The organism is Profundibacter sp., from assembly GCF_056498605.1.
In genome coordinates this window covers 1-18,468 of record NZ_JBSMEZ010000008.1, presented here as the reverse complement: position 1 = coordinate 18,468, position 18,468 = coordinate 1, and the positions used below count along the sequence as shown (strand labels likewise).

At 55.5% G+C, this 18,468-nt stretch carries 21 protein-coding genes and 1 pseudogene; 10 read left to right on the top strand and 12 right to left on the bottom strand.

Translation table 11 applies throughout. The annotated features are described in order from the left end of the window. Positions 1–185: hypothetical protein (locus tag ACWB12_RS01090; protein WP_479528209.1), on the top strand; the 185-nt coding region annotated here is incomplete at its 5' end. 15 nt (positions 186–200) lie between these two features. Here the strand turns inward: ACWB12_RS01090 and ACWB12_RS01085 are convergent. The 5 genes from ACWB12_RS01085 to ACWB12_RS01065 form a co-directional block, all read right to left on the bottom strand. Beyond that, entirely contained in the window at positions 201–1,808 is a 1,608-nt protein-coding gene (locus tag ACWB12_RS01085; RefSeq protein ID WP_479528208.1) for an ABC transporter ATP-binding protein, read from the bottom strand. Then, the gene (locus tag ACWB12_RS01080) at positions 1,805–2,911 is read right to left on the bottom strand and encodes an ABC transporter permease (protein ID WP_479528207.1); all 1,107 of its coding nucleotides are present in this window, start codon (positions 2,909–2,911) and stop codon (positions 1,805–1,807) included. The genes ACWB12_RS01085 and ACWB12_RS01080 overlap by 4 nt, the downstream gene beginning before the upstream one ends. Continuing rightward, on the bottom strand, positions 2,911–3,996 hold the full coding sequence (locus ACWB12_RS01075) for a microcin C ABC transporter permease YejB (protein WP_479528206.1): 1,086 nt from the start codon (positions 3,994–3,996) through the stop codon (positions 2,911–2,913). The genes ACWB12_RS01080 and ACWB12_RS01075 overlap by 1 nt, the downstream gene beginning before the upstream one ends. Positions 3,997–4,016: 20 nt before the next feature. Further along, positions 4,017–5,852 carry an extracellular solute-binding protein gene (locus ACWB12_RS01070; RefSeq protein ID WP_479528210.1) on the bottom strand — a complete coding sequence of 612 codons (1,836 nt, stop codon included), beginning with the start codon at positions 5,850–5,852 and terminating at the stop codon, positions 4,017–4,019. 286 nt (positions 5,853–6,138) lie between these two features. Then, positions 6,139–6,669, bottom strand: a complete 531-nt coding sequence (locus tag ACWB12_RS01065; RefSeq protein ID WP_479528205.1) for a c-type cytochrome — start codon at positions 6,667–6,669, stop codon at positions 6,139–6,141. A 119-nt stretch (positions 6,670–6,788) separates the two neighbouring features. Here ACWB12_RS01065 and ACWB12_RS01060 point away from each other — a divergent pair, with 119 nt between their 5' ends. Then, a complete protein-coding gene (locus ACWB12_RS01060; protein WP_479528204.1) occupies positions 6,789–7,622 on the top strand; it encodes a prephenate dehydratase in 834 nt (277 codons plus the stop codon). Positions 7,623–7,754: 132 nt separating this feature from the next. Here ACWB12_RS01060 and ACWB12_RS01055 read toward each other — a convergent pair whose 3' ends face one another. The 3 genes from ACWB12_RS01055 to nudC all read right to left on the bottom strand — a co-directional run bounded on the left by ACWB12_RS01055 (position 7,755) and on the right by nudC (position 9,792). Next, complete coding sequence (locus tag ACWB12_RS01055; protein ID WP_479528203.1) at positions 7,755–7,988, bottom strand: hypothetical protein; 234 nt, start codon at positions 7,986–7,988, stop codon at positions 7,755–7,757. A 332-nt stretch (positions 7,989–8,320) separates the two neighbouring features. Further along, positions 8,321–8,794, bottom strand: a complete 474-nt coding sequence (locus ACWB12_RS01050) for an SRPBCC family protein (RefSeq protein WP_479528202.1) — start codon at positions 8,792–8,794, stop codon at positions 8,321–8,323. Positions 8,795–8,832: 38 nt separating this feature from the next. Beyond that, the gene (gene nudC, locus ACWB12_RS01045; RefSeq protein WP_479528201.1) at positions 8,833–9,792 is read right to left on the bottom strand and encodes an NAD(+) diphosphatase; all 960 of its coding nucleotides are present in this window, start codon (positions 9,790–9,792) and stop codon (positions 8,833–8,835) included. Positions 9,793–10,007: 215 nt separating this feature from the next. Here nudC and ACWB12_RS01040 point away from each other — a divergent pair, with 215 nt between their 5' ends. The 5 genes from ACWB12_RS01040 to ACWB12_RS01020 all read left to right on the top strand — a co-directional run bounded on the left by ACWB12_RS01040 (position 10,008) and on the right by ACWB12_RS01020 (position 14,410). After that, the gene (locus ACWB12_RS01040; RefSeq protein ID WP_479528200.1) at positions 10,008–11,987 is read left to right on the top strand and encodes a bifunctional 2',3'-cyclic-nucleotide 2'-phosphodiesterase/3'-nucleotidase; all 1,980 of its coding nucleotides are present in this window, start codon (positions 10,008–10,010) and stop codon (positions 11,985–11,987) included. Between the two features lie 74 nt (positions 11,988–12,061). Further along, on the top strand, positions 12,062–12,637 hold the full coding sequence (locus ACWB12_RS01035) for a TetR/AcrR family transcriptional regulator (protein ID WP_479528199.1): 576 nt from the start codon (positions 12,062–12,064) through the stop codon (positions 12,635–12,637). A 13-nt stretch (positions 12,638–12,650) separates the two neighbouring features. Continuing rightward, positions 12,651–12,944 (top strand): YciI family protein, encoded by a 294-nt coding sequence (locus ACWB12_RS01030; RefSeq protein ID WP_479528198.1) that lies wholly within the window; start codon positions 12,651–12,653, stop codon positions 12,942–12,944. Between the two features lie 4 nt (positions 12,945–12,948). Further along, positions 12,949–13,560: a DNA-3-methyladenine glycosylase I gene (locus tag ACWB12_RS01025; protein ID WP_479528197.1), complete on the top strand. Its 612-nt coding sequence runs from the start codon at positions 12,949–12,951 to the stop codon at positions 13,558–13,560. 1 nt (position 13,561) lies between these two features. After that, entirely contained in the window at positions 13,562–14,410 is an 849-nt protein-coding gene (locus ACWB12_RS01020; RefSeq protein ID WP_479528196.1) for a hypothetical protein, read from the top strand. A 10-nt stretch (positions 14,411–14,420) separates the two neighbouring features. Here the strand turns inward: ACWB12_RS01020 and ACWB12_RS01015 are convergent, their stop codons facing one another. Beyond that, positions 14,421–15,260, bottom strand: a complete 840-nt coding sequence (locus ACWB12_RS01015; RefSeq protein ID WP_479528195.1) for a DMT family transporter — start codon at positions 15,258–15,260, stop codon at positions 14,421–14,423. After that, positions 15,257–15,619 (bottom strand): hypothetical protein, encoded by a 363-nt coding sequence (locus ACWB12_RS01010; protein ID WP_479528194.1) that lies wholly within the window; start codon positions 15,617–15,619, stop codon positions 15,257–15,259. The genes ACWB12_RS01015 and ACWB12_RS01010 overlap by 4 nt, the downstream gene beginning before the upstream one ends. Positions 15,620–15,624: 5 nt before the next feature. Here ACWB12_RS01010 and ACWB12_RS01005 point away from each other — a divergent pair, with 5 nt between their 5' ends. From ACWB12_RS01005 to ACWB12_RS00995, 3 genes and pseudogenes are all read left to right on the top strand, one after another. Further along, complete coding sequence (locus tag ACWB12_RS01005) at positions 15,625–16,272, top strand: helix-turn-helix transcriptional regulator (protein ID WP_479528193.1); 648 nt, start codon at positions 15,625–15,627, stop codon at positions 16,270–16,272. A gap of 158 nt (positions 16,273–16,430) precedes the next feature. After that, entirely contained in the window at positions 16,431–17,009 is a 579-nt protein-coding gene (locus tag ACWB12_RS01000) for a nitroreductase family protein (RefSeq protein WP_479528192.1), read from the top strand. Continuing rightward, positions 17,006–17,702 (top strand): annotated as a pseudogene (locus ACWB12_RS00995) (EI24 domain-containing protein). The gene ACWB12_RS01000 and the pseudogene ACWB12_RS00995 overlap by 4 nt, the downstream one beginning before the upstream one ends. Here the strand turns inward: ACWB12_RS00995 and ACWB12_RS00990 are convergent. Together ACWB12_RS00990 and mce are read right to left on the bottom strand one after the other, a co-directional pair. Beyond that, the gene (locus tag ACWB12_RS00990; protein WP_479528191.1) at positions 17,675–17,956 is read right to left on the bottom strand and encodes a DUF1467 family protein; all 282 of its coding nucleotides are present in this window, start codon (positions 17,954–17,956) and stop codon (positions 17,675–17,677) included. The pseudogene ACWB12_RS00995 and the gene ACWB12_RS00990 overlap by 28 nt on opposite strands. Positions 17,957–17,959: 3 nt before the next feature. Then, positions 17,960–18,364, bottom strand: coding sequence for a methylmalonyl-CoA epimerase (gene mce / locus ACWB12_RS00985; RefSeq protein WP_479528190.1), 405 nt, complete (start codon positions 18,362–18,364; stop codon positions 17,960–17,962). Between the last annotated feature and the right edge of the window lie 104 nt (positions 18,365–18,468).

Genomic DNA, 18,468 nt, shown 5'->3' with positions numbered 1-18,468 from the left:
CAGAAATTTTTCCAGACTTTCCTACGATTGGAGAGATCAAAGGCCGCAAAAGTAGATTCTTCTTTGTTTGGCTAGATGGGCATCCATCTGAGCAAAAACCAATCGACATCGTGCTAGAAGTATTCTTTGTGTCGAATGGCCTAAATATCGGCCCCTCAACTTTTGTAACTCTCAAATCAGACTAAATTCTGATATCAGCTTCACATTTCCCCACCCCTAACCTTCAAATCAAACGCCGCCGCCATCAGCGCGCGGGTATAGTCGGTCTCGGGCGCGTCAAATATCTTGTCGCCATCGCCCATCTCAACCACATCGCCCTGCTTCATCACCATCACCTTGTGCGCCATCGCCCGCACCACGCGCAGATCGTGCGAAATGAACAGATAGGCCAGCCCGTGTTTGCGCTGCAATTCCCGCAGCAAATCGACGATCTGCACCTGCACCGTCATATCCAGCGCCGAGGTCGGCTCGTCCAGCACCAGCAATTTGGGCCGCAAGATCATCGCCCGCGCAATCGCAATCCGCTGGCGTTGGCCGCCGGAAAATTCATGCGGGTAGCGGTCCATCAAGGCGGGATCCAGCCCGACCTCGACCATAATCTCGGCCACCATCTCGCGCTCGTCACGACCCGGCTCCAACCCGTGCACGCTGAGGCCCTCGGCGATGATCTGTTCAATCGACATCCGTGGCGAAAGCGAGCCATAGGGGTCTTGAAACACGATCTGCATATCACGCCGCAAGGGCCGCATCTGGCGCGGTTTCCAGCCATCCACCGCTTGGCCCATAAACACAATCGGCCCCTCGGACGGGATCAGCCGCATGATCGCCAATGCCATCGTGGTTTTGCCTGACCCTGACTCGCCGACAATGCCCAATGTTTCGCCTTGGCGCACCGAAATCGTCGCCGCATTCACCGCTTTGACGTAGCCAACCGTGCGCCGCAACAGCCCTTTGTAGATCGGAAACCAGATGCGCAAATCATGGGTGCGCACCACTTCTTCGGCGCCATCCGGCACCGGTTCAGGCCGCCCCACAGTTTCGGCGTTCAGCAAAATCTTGGTATATTCATGCTGCGGATTATCAAAAATCTCGGCCGTTGCGCCGTCTTCGACAATCTCGCCACCTTTCATCACATAAACACGGTCAGCAATTTTGCGCACGATGCCCAGATCATGGGTGATGAACAGCAGGCTCATCTGCTCGGTTTTTTTCAGGTCGGCCAACAGCTCCAGTATCTGCGCCTGAATGGTCACATCCAGCGCCGTGGTCGGCTCGTCCGCGATCAACAAATCCGGCCTGTTGGCCAGCGCCATTGCGATCATCACCCGCTGGCGTTGACCGCCAGACAATTGATGCGGGTATGACCCCAGCCGCGTTTCAGCATCATGAATGCCAACCTTGCGCAGCAGCTCCAGTATCCGGTGCTGCGCCACCTCGCCTCGCAGCCCCTGATGCAGCGACAGGCTCTCGGCCAGTTGTTTTTCCAACGTGTGCAGCGGGTTCAGGCTGGTCATCGGTTCCTGAAAAATGAAACTAATATCGTTGCCGCGCACCCGTCGCAACTCGGCCTCGGACGCACCGATCATTTCGGCCCCTTCATAGGTGATGCTGCCGGTGACTTCGGCACTTTCCGGCAACAGCGCGACGGTGGACAGGGCCGTAACAGACTTGCCCGACCCTGACTCGCCAACAATCGCCACGGTTTCCCCGCGCCCGACCCGCAGCGATATATGTTTGACCGCACGGGTTTCCTTGCCGTCTTGGCGAAACGTCACCGACAGGTCTTTGATATCCAGAATATCGCTCATTCAAAGGTCTTTCTGGGATCAAATGCATCGCGCACGCCCTCGAATATAAACACCAGCAGCGACAGCAGAATGGCAAAGGTAAAGAACGCGGTGAAGGCCAGCCACGGGGCTTGCAGATTCTGCTTGGCTTGCAACGTCAATTCACCCAGTGACGGCAATGACGACGGCAGCCCAAAGCCCAGAAAGTCGAGCATCGCCAACGTGCCAATCGCGCCGGTGATGATGAACGGCAAAAACGTCAATGTGGCCACCATCGCATTGGGCAGCATATGGCGGAACATGATCACACGATCCGACACGCCCAGCGCTTTGGCCGCCCGCACATATTCGAAATTACGCGCCCGCAGGAATTCGGCGCGCACCACCCCGACCAGCGCTGTCCAGCCAAACAGCACGGTGATAAACACCAGCAACCAGAACCCGCGCCCCAGAATGGAGAACAGGATGATGATCACATAAATCGACGGGGTCGAGCCCCATATCTCCAACAACCGCTGAAACACCAGATCGACCCAGCCGCCGAAATACCCCTGTGCCGCCCCCGCAATGATGCCAATCACCGACCCGATGCTTGACACCAGCAAGGTGAAAAACACCGACAAACGGAACCCGTAAATTACCCGTGCCGCCACGTCGCGCTTGGTATCATCAGTGCCCAGCCAGTTGTGGGCGTCGGGGGCGGATGGGGCCGTGCCGGGGATGTCAACGATGGTCTGGAATGAATAGGGGATGATCGGCCAGAGCATCCAGCCCGCCGAAACAGCCTCGCCATCCACCTCGCCATCTGCGGCATCCTCGATCACCCCTTCAGGGTCGTCAAAACATATTTCCAACCCGCCACTTTTGATCAGGCATTTCACCTCGATATCGCGGTAGATCGCTTCGGTTTTGAAATCGCCGCCAAATTCCGTTTCAGGGTAGAAATTGAAAATCGGCATATAATATGCGCCGCGATAATTCACCACAATCGGTTTGTCATTGGCGATGAATTCGGCAAACAGCGACAGGGTAAACAGAACGCTGAACAGGATCAGCGACCAAAAGGCGCGGCCATTGCGCCGAAAATTGCGCCACCGACGCTGGTTCAGGGCAGAAAGTGCCATCAGCTTCCCCGCCCCTCGAAATCAATGCGAGGGTCGATAAACACGTACATCATATCCGACAGGATTCCGACCAGAAGCCCCAGCAAACCAAAGGCATAGAGCGTGCCGAACATCACTGGATAATCACGTACCACCACGGCCTCGAACCCCAATCGGCCCAATCCATCCAGCGAAAACAGGGTTTCGATAATCAGTGATCCGCCAAAGAACACCCCGACAAACAGCGCAGGGAAACTGGCAATCACAATCAGCATCGCGTTACGAAATACGTGGCCGTATAGCACGCTACGCTCGGCCAGCCCCTTGGCCTTGGCGGTGACCACATACTGCTTTTTGATTTCGTCCAGAAACGAGTTTTTGGTCAGCAGCGTCAGGGTGGCGAATGACGCGATGGTCGAGGCCAGTACCGGCAGAGTGATATGCCACAGATAATCCAGCACCTTGCCGATTATTGTAAGGTCGTCAAAATTGTTCGAGGTCAGACCACGCAGTGGAAATATCTTCCAGTATGATCCACCGGCAAACAGCACCAGCAACAGGATCGCAAACAAAAAGCCCGGGATCGCATAGGCGATAATAATCGCGCCCGAGGTCCATGTATCAAACCGGCTGCCGTCCTTGACCGCCTTGCGAATGCCCAGCGGGATCGAGATCATATAAGCAATTAACGTGCTCCACAGGCCCAGCGTAATTGACACCGGCATCTTTTCAATCACCAGATCAATCACCCCGACACTGCGAAAATAGCTTTCGCCAAAATCAAAGCGTAGGTAATCCCACATCATGTTCAGGAACCGTTCCAGCGGCGGTTTATCAAAGCCGAACTGTATCTCCAGTTCCTTGATGAATTCTGGCGGCAAGCCTCGCGCACCTTGATAGCGGTCATCGCCGCCGATGCTTTCGCCCCCACCGGCATCACCCCCACCGGCGATGGCCTCGAACGCATCGCCCTCGCCTTCCAGATTGGCCAATATCTGCTCGATCGGCCCACCAGGGACAAACTGGATCAGCGCGAAATTGATGATCATAATCCCGATCAGCGTCGGAATAATCAGCAACAATCGCCTTAGGATATATGCGCCCATTGGGTTTGCTCTGCCCTATATTATTTTAATGCGCCGCTGGCCTTCAGGGCCGCGGCTTTTTCAGCGTTATACCACCAGAAATCCAGATTGCCCAACGCATATGGCGGCAGCGGGTCAGGATGCTCGTACATATCGTAGTAGGCCACCGTATGCGCGTTCTTGGCCCATTGCGGGATCCAGAATTTTTCGGCCCGCAGAACGCGGTCCAGCGCCTTGACAGCCACGGTCAACTCGTCTTGCGTTTTAGCTTCCAGCACCACATCAATCAGCCTGTCCACAGCTTCGCTTTTCAAACCCATTTTGTTAAACGCCGAATCGTCCGCGCTTTCCGCTCCGAAATACTGGCGCAAACCAGTGCCGGGAATATAATCTGTCGGAAATTGGGTGGTTATAATGTCAAAATCATACTGCGGCGGGCGTTCGCGCAGCTGCATCTGGGCGTTGTCGATGCGGGTGTGCATTGCATCAACCCCCAGTTTTTTTAGGTTTTCTACAAACGGGTTGATCAGCCGATCGAAACTCTGGCTGTCGTTCAAAAATTCCACCCGCAATGTCTGGCCTTTGGCATTACGCCGCATCCCGTCATTGCCCACCGGCCAGCCCGCTTCGTCCAGCAGTGCCGATGCACGACGCAGCGCTTTGCGGTCCAGTTGGCGTTCTGACGATACAAGCGGCGTCACAGGGTCGCCGTCCAGAACACCCGCAGGCAGGATATCGGCCATTGGTTCCAGAATGGCCAACTCTGCAGCGCTCGGCTTGCCCATAGCCTCTAGGTAACTGCTGCCCCAAAACGAATTGATCCGGTCATACAGCCCATAGAACAGCGTCTTGTTTGACCATTCAAAATTGAACATCAACCCAATTGCCTCGCGTACCCGCGCATCTTGAAATTTCTCGCGCCTCAGGTTGAAGATAAACGACTGTCCTGTGGTTTTATTACCGTGCTCCAGCAGCGCTTTGACGACGGTTCCATCCAGAACCGCCGGAAAATCATATCCCGTCGCCCATATCTTGGACGAATTTTCGTTGCGGAAAGTGAATGTGCCGCCCTTGAATCCCTCGAACGCCGCCGTTGAATCACCGTAATATTCGATCCGGATAGTCTCGAAGTTATTGGTGCCTCTGGTGATCGGCAAATCCGCACCCCAATAATCAGGATTATAGCGATAAACCAGCGTTTTCCCCACATCCACACGGTCCAGAACATAGGCACCGGACCCTATCATCGGTTCCATAAAGCTATCCTCGAAATCCCGCCCCGTCACCTCGAAATCTTTTTTCGAGAATATCGGCAAGCCACCAACCGCCTCAATTATATCGCGCTTGGGGAAATCCTCTTTGAACACGAATTTCACCTGCCGTGGCGATAAAATCTCGGCACTTTCAACCATCTTGGCCAGTTGCACCCGAAAACTGCTTAGCCCCTTGGTTAGGAATGTCTCGTAGGAAAAAACAATGTCTTCGGCCAGCACGGGTGACCCATCCGAAAACTTAGCAATCTCGCGGATGTTGAAAATCACCCATGATCTGTCTTCGGGGTATTCGATGCTTTCGGCCAACAGCCCGTAGGATGCGCCAATTTCATCAGCGGTGCCGATCAGCAGGGATTCAAACGCACTGCTTGCCAACAGACCCGACCGACCTTTGATCGAATACGGGTTCATTGAATCAAACGATCCCGTCCACGACATCGACATTTCGCCGCCTTTGGGCGCGTCGGGGTTCACATAATCCAGATTGGTGAAATCGGACGGGTATTTCAGCTCGCCAAAGGTGGAAATCCCGTGCGCCTTGATGATATTTTCCTCGGCCCAAGCGGCCGAAACCATCAAAACCAGTGCTGCCAGCGCAACCATTCCGGTGAAAAACAGCCGAAAACCATCCGCCGCATTTTGGCGTCTAACCTTTGCAATAGCGCGTGTCTGGCGTGGCAACATTCTGTATCCTCCGGTCGGTTTCATCCAATTTTACTAAAACTTAGCTAAATATGGGAACATGCAACAATCAAGTTGATAATGGGTAAACTGACGTGGATTTGACCAATCATGACCATTTTCCATGCAAAAAACCCGCCCGAAAAATCGGACGGGCCATATTCAGCTCAAACCGGATCAGAGCAAATCCAATCCAATTGTATTTGCTCTAACCGCCGATTGTCGCCAGATAGGCTATCAGGTTGGCGCGGTCAGTGACTTTCTTCAAACCAGAAAAGCTCATCTTCGTGCCAGGGACGTAATCCTTTGGCTTGGTCAGAAATTCGCTCATCCGGTCCGGTGTCCATGCACCGCCCAATTCCGCCATCGTGCCGGAATAGCCAAACCCTTCGGCTTTGCCCACGTCACGTCCGACAACACCAAACAGCGATGGGCCTGTTGCGTTCGCGCCCTCGGCCAGTTTGTGACAGGCCTTGCATTTCTTGAACAGCTTTTCACCCGCCGCGACATCAGCAGCTGCAAACAGTTCTTCAAAGGATGGCCCCTCTTCAACAGCGGCTACTTCGGCTGTCGGCTCGGCTGCACCTTCAGTTTGGCCGCCCTCGGCCATCGCTGTTTCCTCGTGCTCGCTGCCACCTGTGGAATACAGCACATCAGCCGCCCAGTTGCCCAAAAGGAAAATCAGCAACGCACTCCCGACGCCGCCTACGATCTTTGTCATTGTCATTGTGTCGAACATGTCGCTATCCATCCTGTTCAAAGTTTGGGGTTATCTATCCGCTTCCCCTACCTTATCGCAAGGTGTAGTTAACGCGGCATTACGACTTTTTTCGCTATTTGCGACTGGAAAACACGATCATGACCGCAAAAATCGCCTTTCAGGGTGAACTTGGAGCCTATTCACACCAGGCCTGCATCGAAGCCCGACCGAATTTTGAGCCAATCCCCTGCCGCACTTTCGAGGACGCAATCGAGACCGTTCGCAAAGGTCAGGCCGATCTGGCAATGCTGCCGGTTGAAAATTCAACCTACGGACGGGTGGCAGATATTCACCACCTTTTGCCCGCCTCGGGTCTGCATATTATCGACGAGGCGTTCGTGCGGGTGCATATCAATCTACTGGCCGTCAAAGGCACCAGACTGGATCAGGTCAAAAACGCGATGAGCCATACAGTGCTGTTGGGCCAATGCCGCAATTTTCTGGGCGAGCACGGCATCCACCGCGTCACCGGTGCCGATACGGCCGGGTCGGCCCAGCATGTGGCCGAGGTGAATGACCCTGAACTGGCGGCATTGGCGAGCGAACTTGCCGGTGACATTTACGGTTTGGACATTCTGGCCCGCCATATTGAAGACCACGACAAAAACACCACCCGTTTCTTGATCATGTCGCGTGACATTGATCTGAAGCGCCGTGGCAATATCGGCATGGTCACGTCTTTCGTGTTTCGGGTGCGCAATATTCCGGCAGCGCTCTATAAGGCGATGGGCGGCTTTGCCACCAACAGTGTCAACATGACCAAGCTGGAAAGCTATATGGTGGACGGATCGTTCACCGCCACGCAATTCTACGCTGAAATCGAGGGCCATCCCGACGACAGGAACGTGCAGTTGGCGATGGAAGAGCTGGACTATTTCACAGACAAGATATCGCTGCTGGGGGTTTATCCTGCCGATCCGAGACGCCATTAGGCGTCAACCACCGTTGTGATGCGCCTGTCAGTGAAGGTCCAATCGCCCTGTTTTTATTGGCGATTTTCTCAGCTTCAACTAGCTTCAGGATGTATGAAATTTGATCTTCTGAACTGCCATCAGTCCCTCCAATTAATTTGTCAGAACAGTAGTTATTGTTACGATGATAAGAACGGCGAGTATTAAGGCAACCACCTTTATAACCGTCCAAATTCTACGAACCCCACCGCATTCCAGCCAATCAAATGCTTCTTCTGTTGCTTCTTCGACGAATGCATCAGAGGCGGACTTTTTATTCCGTCCCACATCGAGAATCCGTTGATTTCTACGGCGTTCTCTAGCTTTGTCCTGTGGCTTTTTGGCCATATTGAATCTCCCAAGCCTATTTCGGCTGGTGGGCTTGCACATATGCCTTCAAAACCGCCGCCGTTCTGCCTGTATAACCCTTGGGGTCACTGCCCTTGAAGTAGGCAAGGGTTTCCTCCTGCTTTCCGTCGCCGCTTCGCTGATCCCGTAAAAAGCCGTGAGAGGTTGTCCGTCAAGGAGTTTACCCGCTTGCTCGCGCAAAGCGTCCTTGATGGGCGTTCTGTCATGGATCAAGCATCAATCAGCGAATGGCGTTCGGGAACAGATTAGGGAAAATCCCCCGGCTTTTTGTTGTGCAAGCAGCTCACTTTTCAGCCTGCTCACCAAACGGTCTAGGCCAGCCGCCCATCCTTATATTTGTCCTCGATATCGTTTGCAAAACCCGCCACTTTCAAACGGTAGCGCTTTGTCAGTTTGCCCTTGGCCAGCCGCATGGATTGCACCATCAGACGTGCCGACAGGGTTTTAGGCTTGACCTCTATGTCAATCGCCATGCGGGTGCGGTTTTTGGACAGGGCAACCAAATCCACAGAAACCTCGCCTTCAAGGCCGCCAGACAGGGAGTGCGCCAATAGCCGGTTTGGCGCGTCGTATTCGGTCAGCTCCACCAGCATATCGCGTTTCTTTCCGCGAAACAAAAAACCGACATCCCAGGCAATGCTAGTTGACGGGTGGGTTTTGCGATCCACCCGCTGCACCCGCGCCCCGCGGCGCAATGCCGAACGCTCAAACGCATTAAAGTTCGAGACCGCCCTGAACACCGCATCTATCGGTGCTTCAATGTCTTCTTTGGTGGTGAATATCATCTGTTTGCCTGATTTTTTGCCCTGCGCCCGTTTTCGCCTTAATCCAGCCGGTCTGCAAGCCAATGCTGCACTATGAGATGCGCAATTGCCCCCACCCGTGCGGGTTTTACCACAGGGTGCGTGCCGGCATAAATATCCAGCATCTCCTCGCGACTGATCCACAGCGCGTCCTCGATCTCGACCGGATCGATGGTAATCTCGCGCCCCAGCGCCACACCACGGCACCCGATCATCAGGCTCGATGGATATGGCCACGGCTGGCTCGCCAGATATTCGACCGCACCTACCTTGATGCCTGCCTCCTCGAACACCTCGCGCCGAACGGCGGCCTCGATGGTTTCGCCGGGCTCAACAAATCCGGCCAGCAGCGAATACATCCCTTCTGGCCAATTGGGGCTTCGCCCCATCAACACGGAATTGCCATGTGTGATCAACATAATCACCACCGGATCGGTGCGTGGAAAATGTTTGCGCCCGCACGCCGGACAATCACGTTGCCACCCTGCCATCGTCATTTCGCTTTCCTGCCCGCAGGTCGAACAAAACCGGTGCGTGCGATGCCAGTCGAACAAAGATTTAGCGCTCGCAATCAGTTCCGCATCCCGCGCGGACAGGCGCGCCATCACCCCGCGCAATTCGCAAAATACCTGCCCTTGTGGCAAATCGGGGTGCTGTTGCTCGCTAGGATCAAAGAACTGCGCCATTTCCTCGGCGTTCAACCCCTCGGGCGCCCACCCCGACACGTCCTGCGCAAACACCGGCGCATCCGCGTCCATCCCCAGAAATACCGCCCCATTTACAACGTCATCCAGAACCTTGTGGCCAATCGGCAGCCGGGTCGCAGCATCCTCGCCGATCAGCGGCTTGCCGCGCCAGATCGGCAAAACCCGTGCATCGTCGCGCGCCCACAACGCCGCAATCGCACCCCCATCCCCGCGCAACTGCGCCGCCCTGTCCAGACCAGAGCCGCCAAATGTAACTGATTCAGAATTCCGCATACTGCTTTTCCACCTATTTTCCGCATATGTGACACGCCAATGTGGACAATGGCAATTCACACCTTTGATTGTTTTCAGCTCAACAACCAATAAGAGAATATGTCGCGAACAATCACCCTAAAGGGGAGTGGCAATTATCCGCCGACCCCGCTAGTGTTAACCATACGTCATGCTACGGTTTCCTTCTTTCAACTGATGGATTCTCGGAGGCTCCCATGACCAAAACGATAAAAACCACAATGACCCGCCGGATGTTTCTGGCCGGAACCGCCGCAGGAACGTCTTTGATCGCACTTCACCCATATTCCGCACGCGCCGCTGGCAATCAGGCCCATTTGCGCATCATGGAAACCACCGACCTGCATGTGCATGTCTTCCCGTATGACTATTATGCCGACAAACCACGCGATACTGTCGGCCTTGCCCGCACCGCGTCTCTGATCAAGGAAGTCCGCGACGAGGCAACCAATTCAATGCTGCTCGATAATGGTGATTTCCTGCAAGGCAACCCGATGGGCGATTACATCGCTTACGAGCGCGGCATGAAAGAAGGCGACATGCATCCGGTGATCACCGCGATGAATACTATCGGCTTTGACGCCTCCACCATGGGCAACCACGAGTTTAACTACGGTCTAGATTTCCTGATGAAATCTATTGCCGGTGCCACTTTCCCCATGGTTTCGGCCAACATCGCCACTGAAATGGGCGCCACCCCCCGTAACGACAAAACCATGCTGAAACCCTATGTGCTTTTGGACAAGGTCCTGACCGATGGCGCTGGCGACAGCCACCCGATCAAAATCGGCATCATCGGCTTTGTCCCGCCACAAATCATGAACTGGGATCGCCGCCACCTTGAGGGCAACGTGATGACCCGTGACATCGTCGCCACCGCCCGCGCCTACGTGCCCGAAATGAAAGAGGCAGGCGCCGATATCATCATCGCCCTGTCGCATTCCGGCATTGCCGCCTCGCAAACCGACGAAGGTCTGGAAAACGCCTCGCTGCAACTGGCGATGGTTGATGGCATTGATGCGATCATGGCCGGCCATCACCACCTTGTATTTCCCGGCCCGAAATATGCAGGCATCGACGGGGTGGATTCCGAAAAAGGCACGCTGCACGGCAAGCCTGCCACAATGGGCGGCTTTTGGGGCTCCCACATGGGCCTGATCGACCTGATGCTGGAACGCTCCGGCAATGAATGGAAAATCATGAGCTTTGCCACCGAGGCTCGCCCGATTTCCAAACGCAACGAGGACCGTTCAACCACCGCACTGGTCGAAAGCCAGCAATATGTGCTGGATTCAGTGCAACAACAGCACGACGAAACGTTGGAATACATCCGCCGCGCGGTTGGTAAAACCGCCGCCCCGTTGCACAGCTATTTCGCGCTGGTGGCGGATGATCCATCCGTTCAGATCGTGTCGATCGCGCAAAAATGGTATATCGCCGAAATGCTGAAAGGCACTGAATACGCTGACCTGCCCATCCTGTCTGCCGCAGCACCCTTCAAGGCTGGTGGCCGCGGTGGCCCTGAATATTACACCGATGTAGCCATTGGCGATGTGGCGATCAAAAACGTCTCGGACCTGTATCTATACCCCAACACCGCCCGCGCGGTGAAGGTGACTGGCGCGCAAGTCAAAGGCTGGCTGGAACGCTCGGCCGGTATGTTCAATCAGGTTGAAGTGGGCAAAGCCGATCAAGTGCTGCTAAACCCCGATTTCCCCAGCTACAACTTTGATGTAATCGACGGGGTGACCTATGAAATCGACCTGTCCCAGCCGTCACGGTTTGACGCCAAAGGCGGTATGTTGAACGAGGGCGCAACCCGCATCGTCAACCTGATGTATGACGGTAAACCGGTGACCGATGACATGGAATTCATCATCGCCACCAATAATTACCGCGCGTCGGGCGGCGGTGACTTCCCCGGCGCCAAGGGTGACACCATCGTGTTTGAAGCCCCCGACACCAATCGCGACGTGATCGTGCGCTACATTGTCGAACAAGGCACGATTAATCCAAAGGCCGACGCCAACTGGAGCTTCAAATCGCTGCCCGACACCACCGTGTTGTTCGACACTGGGCCAAAGGCGCAGGATTACATTGATGATGTGAAGGGCGTGACGATTGAACCTGCTGGTGATGGGCCGGACGGGTTCGCACGGTTCCGTATCAAGCTTTAGTCCTCGCTATCTTGACAGATTAGGACAGTTGACCTACTCATAGGGCAACCGTCCTAATTCCGAGTCATGATCGCATGAGCACCACCCGCACCCGCATCATTGAAGCCGCCGACCAGCTGTTCTATCGGCAAGGTTTTGATCACACATCATTCGCGGACATCGCCCAAACAGTAAAAATTTCACGCGGCAATTTTTATTATCACTTCAAGACCAAAGACGAAATTTTGGCCGCCGTGATTGACGCGCGCCTGTCCAACACCCAAAATATGCTCGCACAATGGGAGGTCGACGGGGTCACGCCCCAGCACCGCATCCGCAGCTTCATCCACATCCTGATCCAAAACCAATCCAGCATCATGCAATACGGCTGCCCTGTCGGCACGCTCTGCACCGAATTGGCAAAGCTGGATCATGCCTCAAAATCCGATGCAACCGCCCTTTTCACCCTGTTCCGGAACTGGCTACGGCAGCAATTCACCCTCATGGGCCGCACCAAAGACGCCGATGCGCTGGCAATGCACCTTCTGGCCCGCAGTCAGGGCGTCGCCACCCTCGCAACCGCCTTCCATGATGATGCATTCGTCAGACAAGAGGTAGAGCAGATGTGTGATTGGCTGGAAACATGTTCCGCTAACACCCCGACCCATTAGAATGGAGCCCCGAATGTTCATTGTATTGCTCAGATTTTCTGACAACAAATCCCAAGCGGGCCAATTCATGCAAACCCACAAAGACTGGATCAAACGCGGCTTTGACGACGGGGTATTCCTAATGTCCGGCAGCCTGCAACCAAATTTGGGTGGCGGAGTCATGGCGCATAATACCACGCTGGAAGCACTGCAAAACCGCGTGAACAACGACCCCTTCGTGACCCAGAACATTGTCACCGCTGAAATCCTTGAAATCACCCCGTCCCTAACCGACCAACGCCTGCAATTTCTGACCGGCAAGGACTAACCCCATGAGCAACATAATCACCGGCCACGTTGGCCAACCCCGCTGCCGCTGGTCCGGCTCAGCCCCCGATTTCCTGCACTACCACGACACCGAATGGGGCTACCCCGTTGGCGACGACCGCCGCTTGTTTGAAAAGCTGTGCCTAGAAAGCTTCCAATCCGGCCTCAGCTGGCGCACCATCCTTGCCAAACGCGAAAACTTCCGCGCCGCCTTTGATGGCTTCGATTACAACAAAGTCGCAGACTACACCGACCGGGATATTGAGCGCTTATTGCAAAATGCCGGTATCGTCCGGCACCGCGGCAAGATCAAAGCGGTGATCAACAACGCAAAACGCACACAGGAACTTATCGAACAGGAAGGCTCTCTGGCCGCCTATGTCTGGAGCTATGAACCCGCCCCAGAGAACCTAGCCGAGCCCCAAACATCCACCACTTGCGATGAGGCAATAGCACTGGCAAAAGATCTAAAAAGACGAGGCTGGAAATTCGTCGGCCCCACCACGGTCTATGCCTTTATGCAATCGATGGGGCTGATCAACGACCACGCCGATGGTTGTGCTGCCCGCACAAAAGCCGCACAAATGCGCAAGGCATTCAAACGACCGGAACACTGACATGGCACGCAAAATGTCAATACCCGCCATCCTGCTTGCCCTCGCGGTAATCCTGCATGTGGTCCAACCCGCCCGTGCCGACCAGCCCGCCAGACTGCTGTTTTCTTCGGGCTTTGAAGGCATAACACTCGCCCCTCTGGATGACGGATATCAAAATGTCACCGGAACAGATTCCCAGACAGGTTATAGCTGGCCAATCACCATATTAGGGGCTTCCGAAAGCGGGTTACACTTGATTAAGCATGATAACCAGCAAGCCTTGCGTAATGAAATCCAGACGGTGACCGGTCATACAGGTCAACGAACCCGCGCACTTTATAGCGTTGAAAACTATGAATTCCGCGACGACACCCAAAGCCCCTATGAAATTCTGAACATCAAAGACGGGCGTTCTGACCTTTACGTCAGATTCTGGATCAAACTGGACGCAGGCAGCCTGACCAAACCCGATATGTGGCGCACCTTTTTTGAATGGAAGACCAAAGGCTACGCAAATGGCTCCGGCTTCCGCCTAATCTCATATATTTACACGGACGCCGACGGCAAACCCTATTGGCACTGGCAGGGCGACCGCAACCCGCAACGACCGATCTGGGAGATTGATAACCGCGACATCCCTGTGCCGATGGGCGAGTGGTTCCTGACCGAATTCTACTGGCACTGGAGCGAGGGTAACGATGGCCGCGCCCTATGGAAGGTGAACGGACAAACCGTTGGTGATCACCACGGCCCCACCACCCGCAACGGCAAACCCATCGACTTTATCATGCTGACGCAAATTTACGGCAACGCCAATCCGAAACACCAATGGGTCGATGACATAGAAATCTGGGACGGGTTGCCGGATTAGGGTGCAGACCCTAGTCGCGCTTCATCTGCGACCAGACCAGCGCCGCCATAATCATCACACCGCCAACCACCGCAACCCCGCTCGGCACTTGTGACAACAGTAAAAACGCCCAGATCGGTGCCAATGGCGTTTCCAAGGCGCTTAACAATGCGGTTTCGGCAGCGGGCAGCCGCCGCGCCCCCTCGGTCAACGTCACCGAGGCCACCGCGAACAGCAACCCGAACGCCAGCAGGATCCACATCTCAAACGGCACGACCTGCATCGGGTCACTGAACCACAGCGCGAATGGCAATAACACCACCGACGCGCCTGCATTGGGCAGCGCCACAGGCGTATCAGGCCAGCGGCGGTAAATCACCACCACACCGGCGATCATCAGCGTCATCCACAGCGCCAGCGCATCGCCAATGATATTGCCACCGCCCAATGACCCGCTCACCACAATCCCAACGCCGATAATTGCCACCCCGCTGGCCAGCATCACGCGGCGGCTGGGGCGCTCGTTCAAACCCAGCCACGCCAGTAACGCCGTCAGAAACGGCGCGGTCGCCCAGATCATTGCGACATTGGCAATACTGGTCAGCTTGAACGCCGGAATGAACGCCGCTGTGCCAGATGCATTCAGCAACAAGGCCAAACCCGCAGGCCACCCGAACCGCCGAACCTCGCTGCCCAAATCCCCGCGCCAGACAACATAAATAAACGTAAAGGCCACCGCACTAACCCCGCGCCAGAAAATCACGTTCCACGCGTCCGCCAAAACACCCTTGGCAAACAGCCCCGCCGTGCTGAACGCAATCGCCGAAACGCAAACCAACGCAACCCCGACCATATGTGTGGTCCTCGTCACTCACCTTCGATTGCACGGCCATGCAACACATCCGCATCCGCACGGTTCCAATACCGGTGCGGGTTGCCCTTGTCATCCAGCAGTTTTGATCTGCTCCCCCACGCCTCAACCACCCGAATGGTCGGCTCCTCGTTCACATGATGGGCAAAGATCACCGCAAACGCATGGCGCAACGCATCAATATCACAAGGCAGCGAAAACACGATCTGCGCGGCAGGTGTTTTCTGTATCGTCTCCTCAATTCCTGCATGCGACCCTTCCAGCGCCCGAAACGTCTGATACCCCGCCTCGCGCACAAACATGCAGGTGTCATACGGCCCTTGAACCAACGACAGTTCGCGCCCCAATGGCACGTTCATCCAGAATGTTTGAAATCATCCAGCTGTTGCGCGTGGCCACACACCCGCGCACGGCGCAATCAATCGCGGATGAGCTGGAAGTCACCAAGCGCACAATCTACCGCGATATCGCCTCGCTTCAGGCGATGCGAACCCCGATCGAAGGTGCAGCTGGGATCGGTTATATTATGCGCAAAGGCTACGACCTGCCGCCGATCAACTTTGACATAGACGAGGCCGAAGCCATCACCGTCAGCCTGTTGATGATCGCCCGCACAGGCGACAGCGGACTGCAACGCGCCGCGCGTAGTGTGGCCCGCAAACTCGCCAATGCTGCCCCGCTCAGTGATGCGCTGTTTTCCTCCAGCTGGGGGCCGGATGCGCCAAAAACCGTTGACCTGTCCGACATCCGCAGCGCCATCCGCCAAACGCGCAAAATTGAAATGACTTACTTTGACGAAACCAACACCCAAACCAAACGATGCATCCTGCCGCTTGCCATCATCTATTACGCTGAATCCATCGTGCTGGCCGCATGGTGCGAAATGCGCCAGGATTTCCGCCACTTCAGGGCTGACCGCATTGCCACCTACAAGGTCCTGACAGACAGCTTTGCCAACAGTGCAACCGCCCTGCGCCAGCAATGGAGCGAAACCCACACCAACAACCTCTAGCCGGCTTCCCCGTTCTTCTTGCCTTAAATACCTGCGCCGCAGGCACCGCGCCGTCAGGCGCAAATTAATCGAGCTGCCCGCAGGGCTTCATTTTAACAACAGCCCCTTGAACCACACGGCGTTATCGACAACATATAAACGGCCAACAGGAGAACATGATGACCAACCCCGACCAATGCGTGATGGATTTCCTCCTGACCCGCCGCTCAAGACCCTACAAAACCCTAACCACCCCTGCACCCACCCGCGAGCAGCTCGGCCCCCTCCTGACCGCCGCCGTCCGTGTGCCCGATCATGGCAAACTGGAACCGTGGCGCTTCATCATCCTCACGGATGCCGCCCTGCCGCGTCTTGCCAGCCTCGCCAATGAACGTGGTGCAGCGCTTGCGATTGACCCCGACAAGATCGACAAAGCCGCCGCGGCATTCAAAAACGCCCCGCTTATCGTCGTCGTCATCGCCAGCCCCACACCCTCGGATAAAATCCCCGAAATCGAACAGCTTTATTCAGCCGGTGCCACCTGCCTGTCCCTGCTAAACGCCGCCCTTGCCTCGGGCTGGGGGGCAAACTGGCTGACAGGCTGGCCCAGTCATGACCGTGAGTTTTTATCCAAAGGCCTGAACCTCGCGGCCCACGAAACCGTCGCCGGTTTCATCCATATCGGCACAGGGACCAACACACCGCCCGAACGCCCCCGCCCCGACGTGGCCGCAATAACAGAATGGACCAGCACATGATTTTTGCCGATTTTGCCAAAGCCGTCGCACAGCTCACCGATCACCGCTTCCAGCGGGTGCTGTTCTTTGGCATCGCCCTGACCATCGCCCTGTTGTTCGGTGTCTATGCGGCATTTCTGACCCTAATCAGCAACTTTGCGCCCGAAACCTTTTCCATCCCGTTCGTTGGCGAAGTGACATGAATCAAAGACCTGCTGGGCTGGGGATCAATGCTGTTCATGCTGATCCTGTCGTTTTTTTCTGATGATCCCGGTGGCCTCGGCGTTTACCGGATTGTTCCTTGACGATGTGGCCAAAGCGGTTGAACGCAAACACTATCCGCAGTTGCCCGAAATCCCGCGCATCCCCTTTCGGGAAACCCTGACCGACACGCTAAACTTTTTAGGGTTGCTGATCGGCGCCAACCTGCTGGCGTTTGTCGTTTACGCCTTCATAAACGTATTTTCACCGCTACTGTTCTGGGCCTTAAACGGCTATCTGCTGGGGCGGGAATATTTCCAGATGGCAGCCATGCGCCGGTTGGGGCGTGCGGGGGCCATTGCGCTTCGTAAACAGCACTGGCGCGAAATCTGGTGGGCAGGGGTGTTGATGGCCGTGCCGCTCACCATTCCTGTGGTGAACCTGCTGATCCCGATTTTAGCAGCCGCCACCTTTACCCATATGTTTCATCGGCTGGATGGCGGGGTGAAATGATCGAACCAGTCGAAATCCTCGACCGTTATAACGCCGCTTAATATCACCACCATCACGATGGACCACAACACCACGGTGATCGCAGTGACGATCAGCGCCCGTTTCTTTAGCTGCGGATCAACCGGTGCAGACGCTGGCGTGCCACGCGCCACCTTGCCCACATCCGCTTGTGTTTTCAGGCGCAGCGGCAGCACGATAAACAGCGTCATAAACCAGATCACGGCGAACAGAACGAGGGCAGATGTAATGGCCATATCCTACACCTGCTCCAGTTCAACCAGCGTGCCGGTGAAATCCTTGGGATGCAGAAACAGCACAGGTTTACCATGCGCCCCGATCTTTGGCTCGCCTGTGCCCAGCACGCGGGCGCCGGATGCCTTTAGCTTGTCACGGGCGACAATAATGTCATCCACCTCGTAACAGATATGATGAATGCCGCCTGACGGGTTCTTTTCCAGAAATTTGCTGATCGGGCTGTTGTCACCCAATGGGTACAGCAACTCGATCTTGGTGTTGGGCAGCTCGATGAAAACCACTGTCACCCCGTGGTCCGGCTCGTCCTGCGGGGCACCCACTTTGGCCCCCAACGTATCACGGTATAGCGCCGCTGCGGCCTTTAGGTCAGGCACAGCTATGGCAACATGGTTCAGGCGTCCGATCATCTGGCGTTCCTTATTCGGCGTTCACAGGCGTTATGCAGCGGCTATCTGCCCCGCGCAAGCCAACACTTGCCCTTTGTGCCGTCCCGTTAACCTCCCCTTAGCCA

Excerpts from the sequence above, each read along its gene's own strand:
- ACWB12_RS01005 (WP_479528193.1), top strand. The coding sequence starts at position 15,625 with ATGTTTGAAATCATCCAGCTGTTGCGCGTGGCCACACACCCGCGCACG.
- nudC (WP_479528201.1), bottom strand. The coding sequence starts at position 9,792 with ATGCGGAATTCTGAATCAGTTACATTTGGCGGCTCTGGTCTGGACAGG.
- ACWB12_RS01065 (WP_479528205.1), bottom strand. The coding sequence starts at position 6,669 with ATGTTCGACACAATGACAATGACAAAGATCGTAGGCGGCGTCGGGAGT.
- ACWB12_RS01010 (WP_479528194.1), bottom strand. The coding sequence starts at position 15,619 with ATGAACGTGCCATTGGGGCGCGAACTGTCGTTGGTTCAAGGGCCGTAT.
- ACWB12_RS01025 (WP_479528197.1), top strand. The coding sequence starts at position 12,949 with ATGAGCAACATAATCACCGGCCACGTTGGCCAACCCCGCTGCCGCTGG.
- ACWB12_RS01030 (WP_479528198.1), top strand. The coding sequence starts at position 12,651 with ATGTTCATTGTATTGCTCAGATTTTCTGACAACAAATCCCAAGCGGGC.
- mce (WP_479528190.1), bottom strand. The coding sequence starts at position 18,364 with ATGATCGGACGCCTGAACCATGTTGCCATAGCTGTGCCTGACCTAAAG.
- ACWB12_RS01020 (WP_479528196.1), top strand. The coding sequence starts at position 13,562 with ATGGCACGCAAAATGTCAATACCCGCCATCCTGCTTGCCCTCGCGGTA.
- ACWB12_RS01050 (WP_479528202.1), bottom strand. The coding sequence starts at position 8,794 with ATGATATTCACCACCAAAGAAGACATTGAAGCACCGATAGATGCGGTG.
- ACWB12_RS01000 (WP_479528192.1), top strand. The coding sequence starts at position 16,431 with ATGACCAACCCCGACCAATGCGTGATGGATTTCCTCCTGACCCGCCGC.
- ACWB12_RS01035 (WP_479528199.1), top strand. The coding sequence starts at position 12,062 with ATGAGCACCACCCGCACCCGCATCATTGAAGCCGCCGACCAGCTGTTC.
- ACWB12_RS01070 (WP_479528210.1), bottom strand. The coding sequence starts at position 5,852 with ATGGTTGCGCTGGCAGCACTGGTTTTGATGGTTTCGGCCGCTTGGGCC.
- ACWB12_RS01085 (WP_479528208.1), bottom strand. The coding sequence starts at position 1,808 with ATGAGCGATATTCTGGATATCAAAGACCTGTCGGTGACGTTTCGCCAA.
- ACWB12_RS01055 (WP_479528203.1), bottom strand. The coding sequence starts at position 7,988 with ATGGCCAAAAAGCCACAGGACAAAGCTAGAGAACGCCGTAGAAATCAA.
- ACWB12_RS00990 (WP_479528191.1), bottom strand. The coding sequence starts at position 17,956 with ATGGCCATTACATCTGCCCTCGTTCTGTTCGCCGTGATCTGGTTTATG.
- ACWB12_RS01080 (WP_479528207.1), bottom strand. The coding sequence starts at position 2,911 with ATGGCACTTTCTGCCCTGAACCAGCGTCGGTGGCGCAATTTTCGGCGC.
- ACWB12_RS01060 (WP_479528204.1), top strand. The coding sequence starts at position 6,789 with ATGACCGCAAAAATCGCCTTTCAGGGTGAACTTGGAGCCTATTCACAC.
- ACWB12_RS01040 (WP_479528200.1), top strand. The coding sequence starts at position 10,008 with ATGACCAAAACGATAAAAACCACAATGACCCGCCGGATGTTTCTGGCC.
- ACWB12_RS01075 (WP_479528206.1), bottom strand. The coding sequence starts at position 3,996 with ATGGGCGCATATATCCTAAGGCGATTGTTGCTGATTATTCCGACGCTG.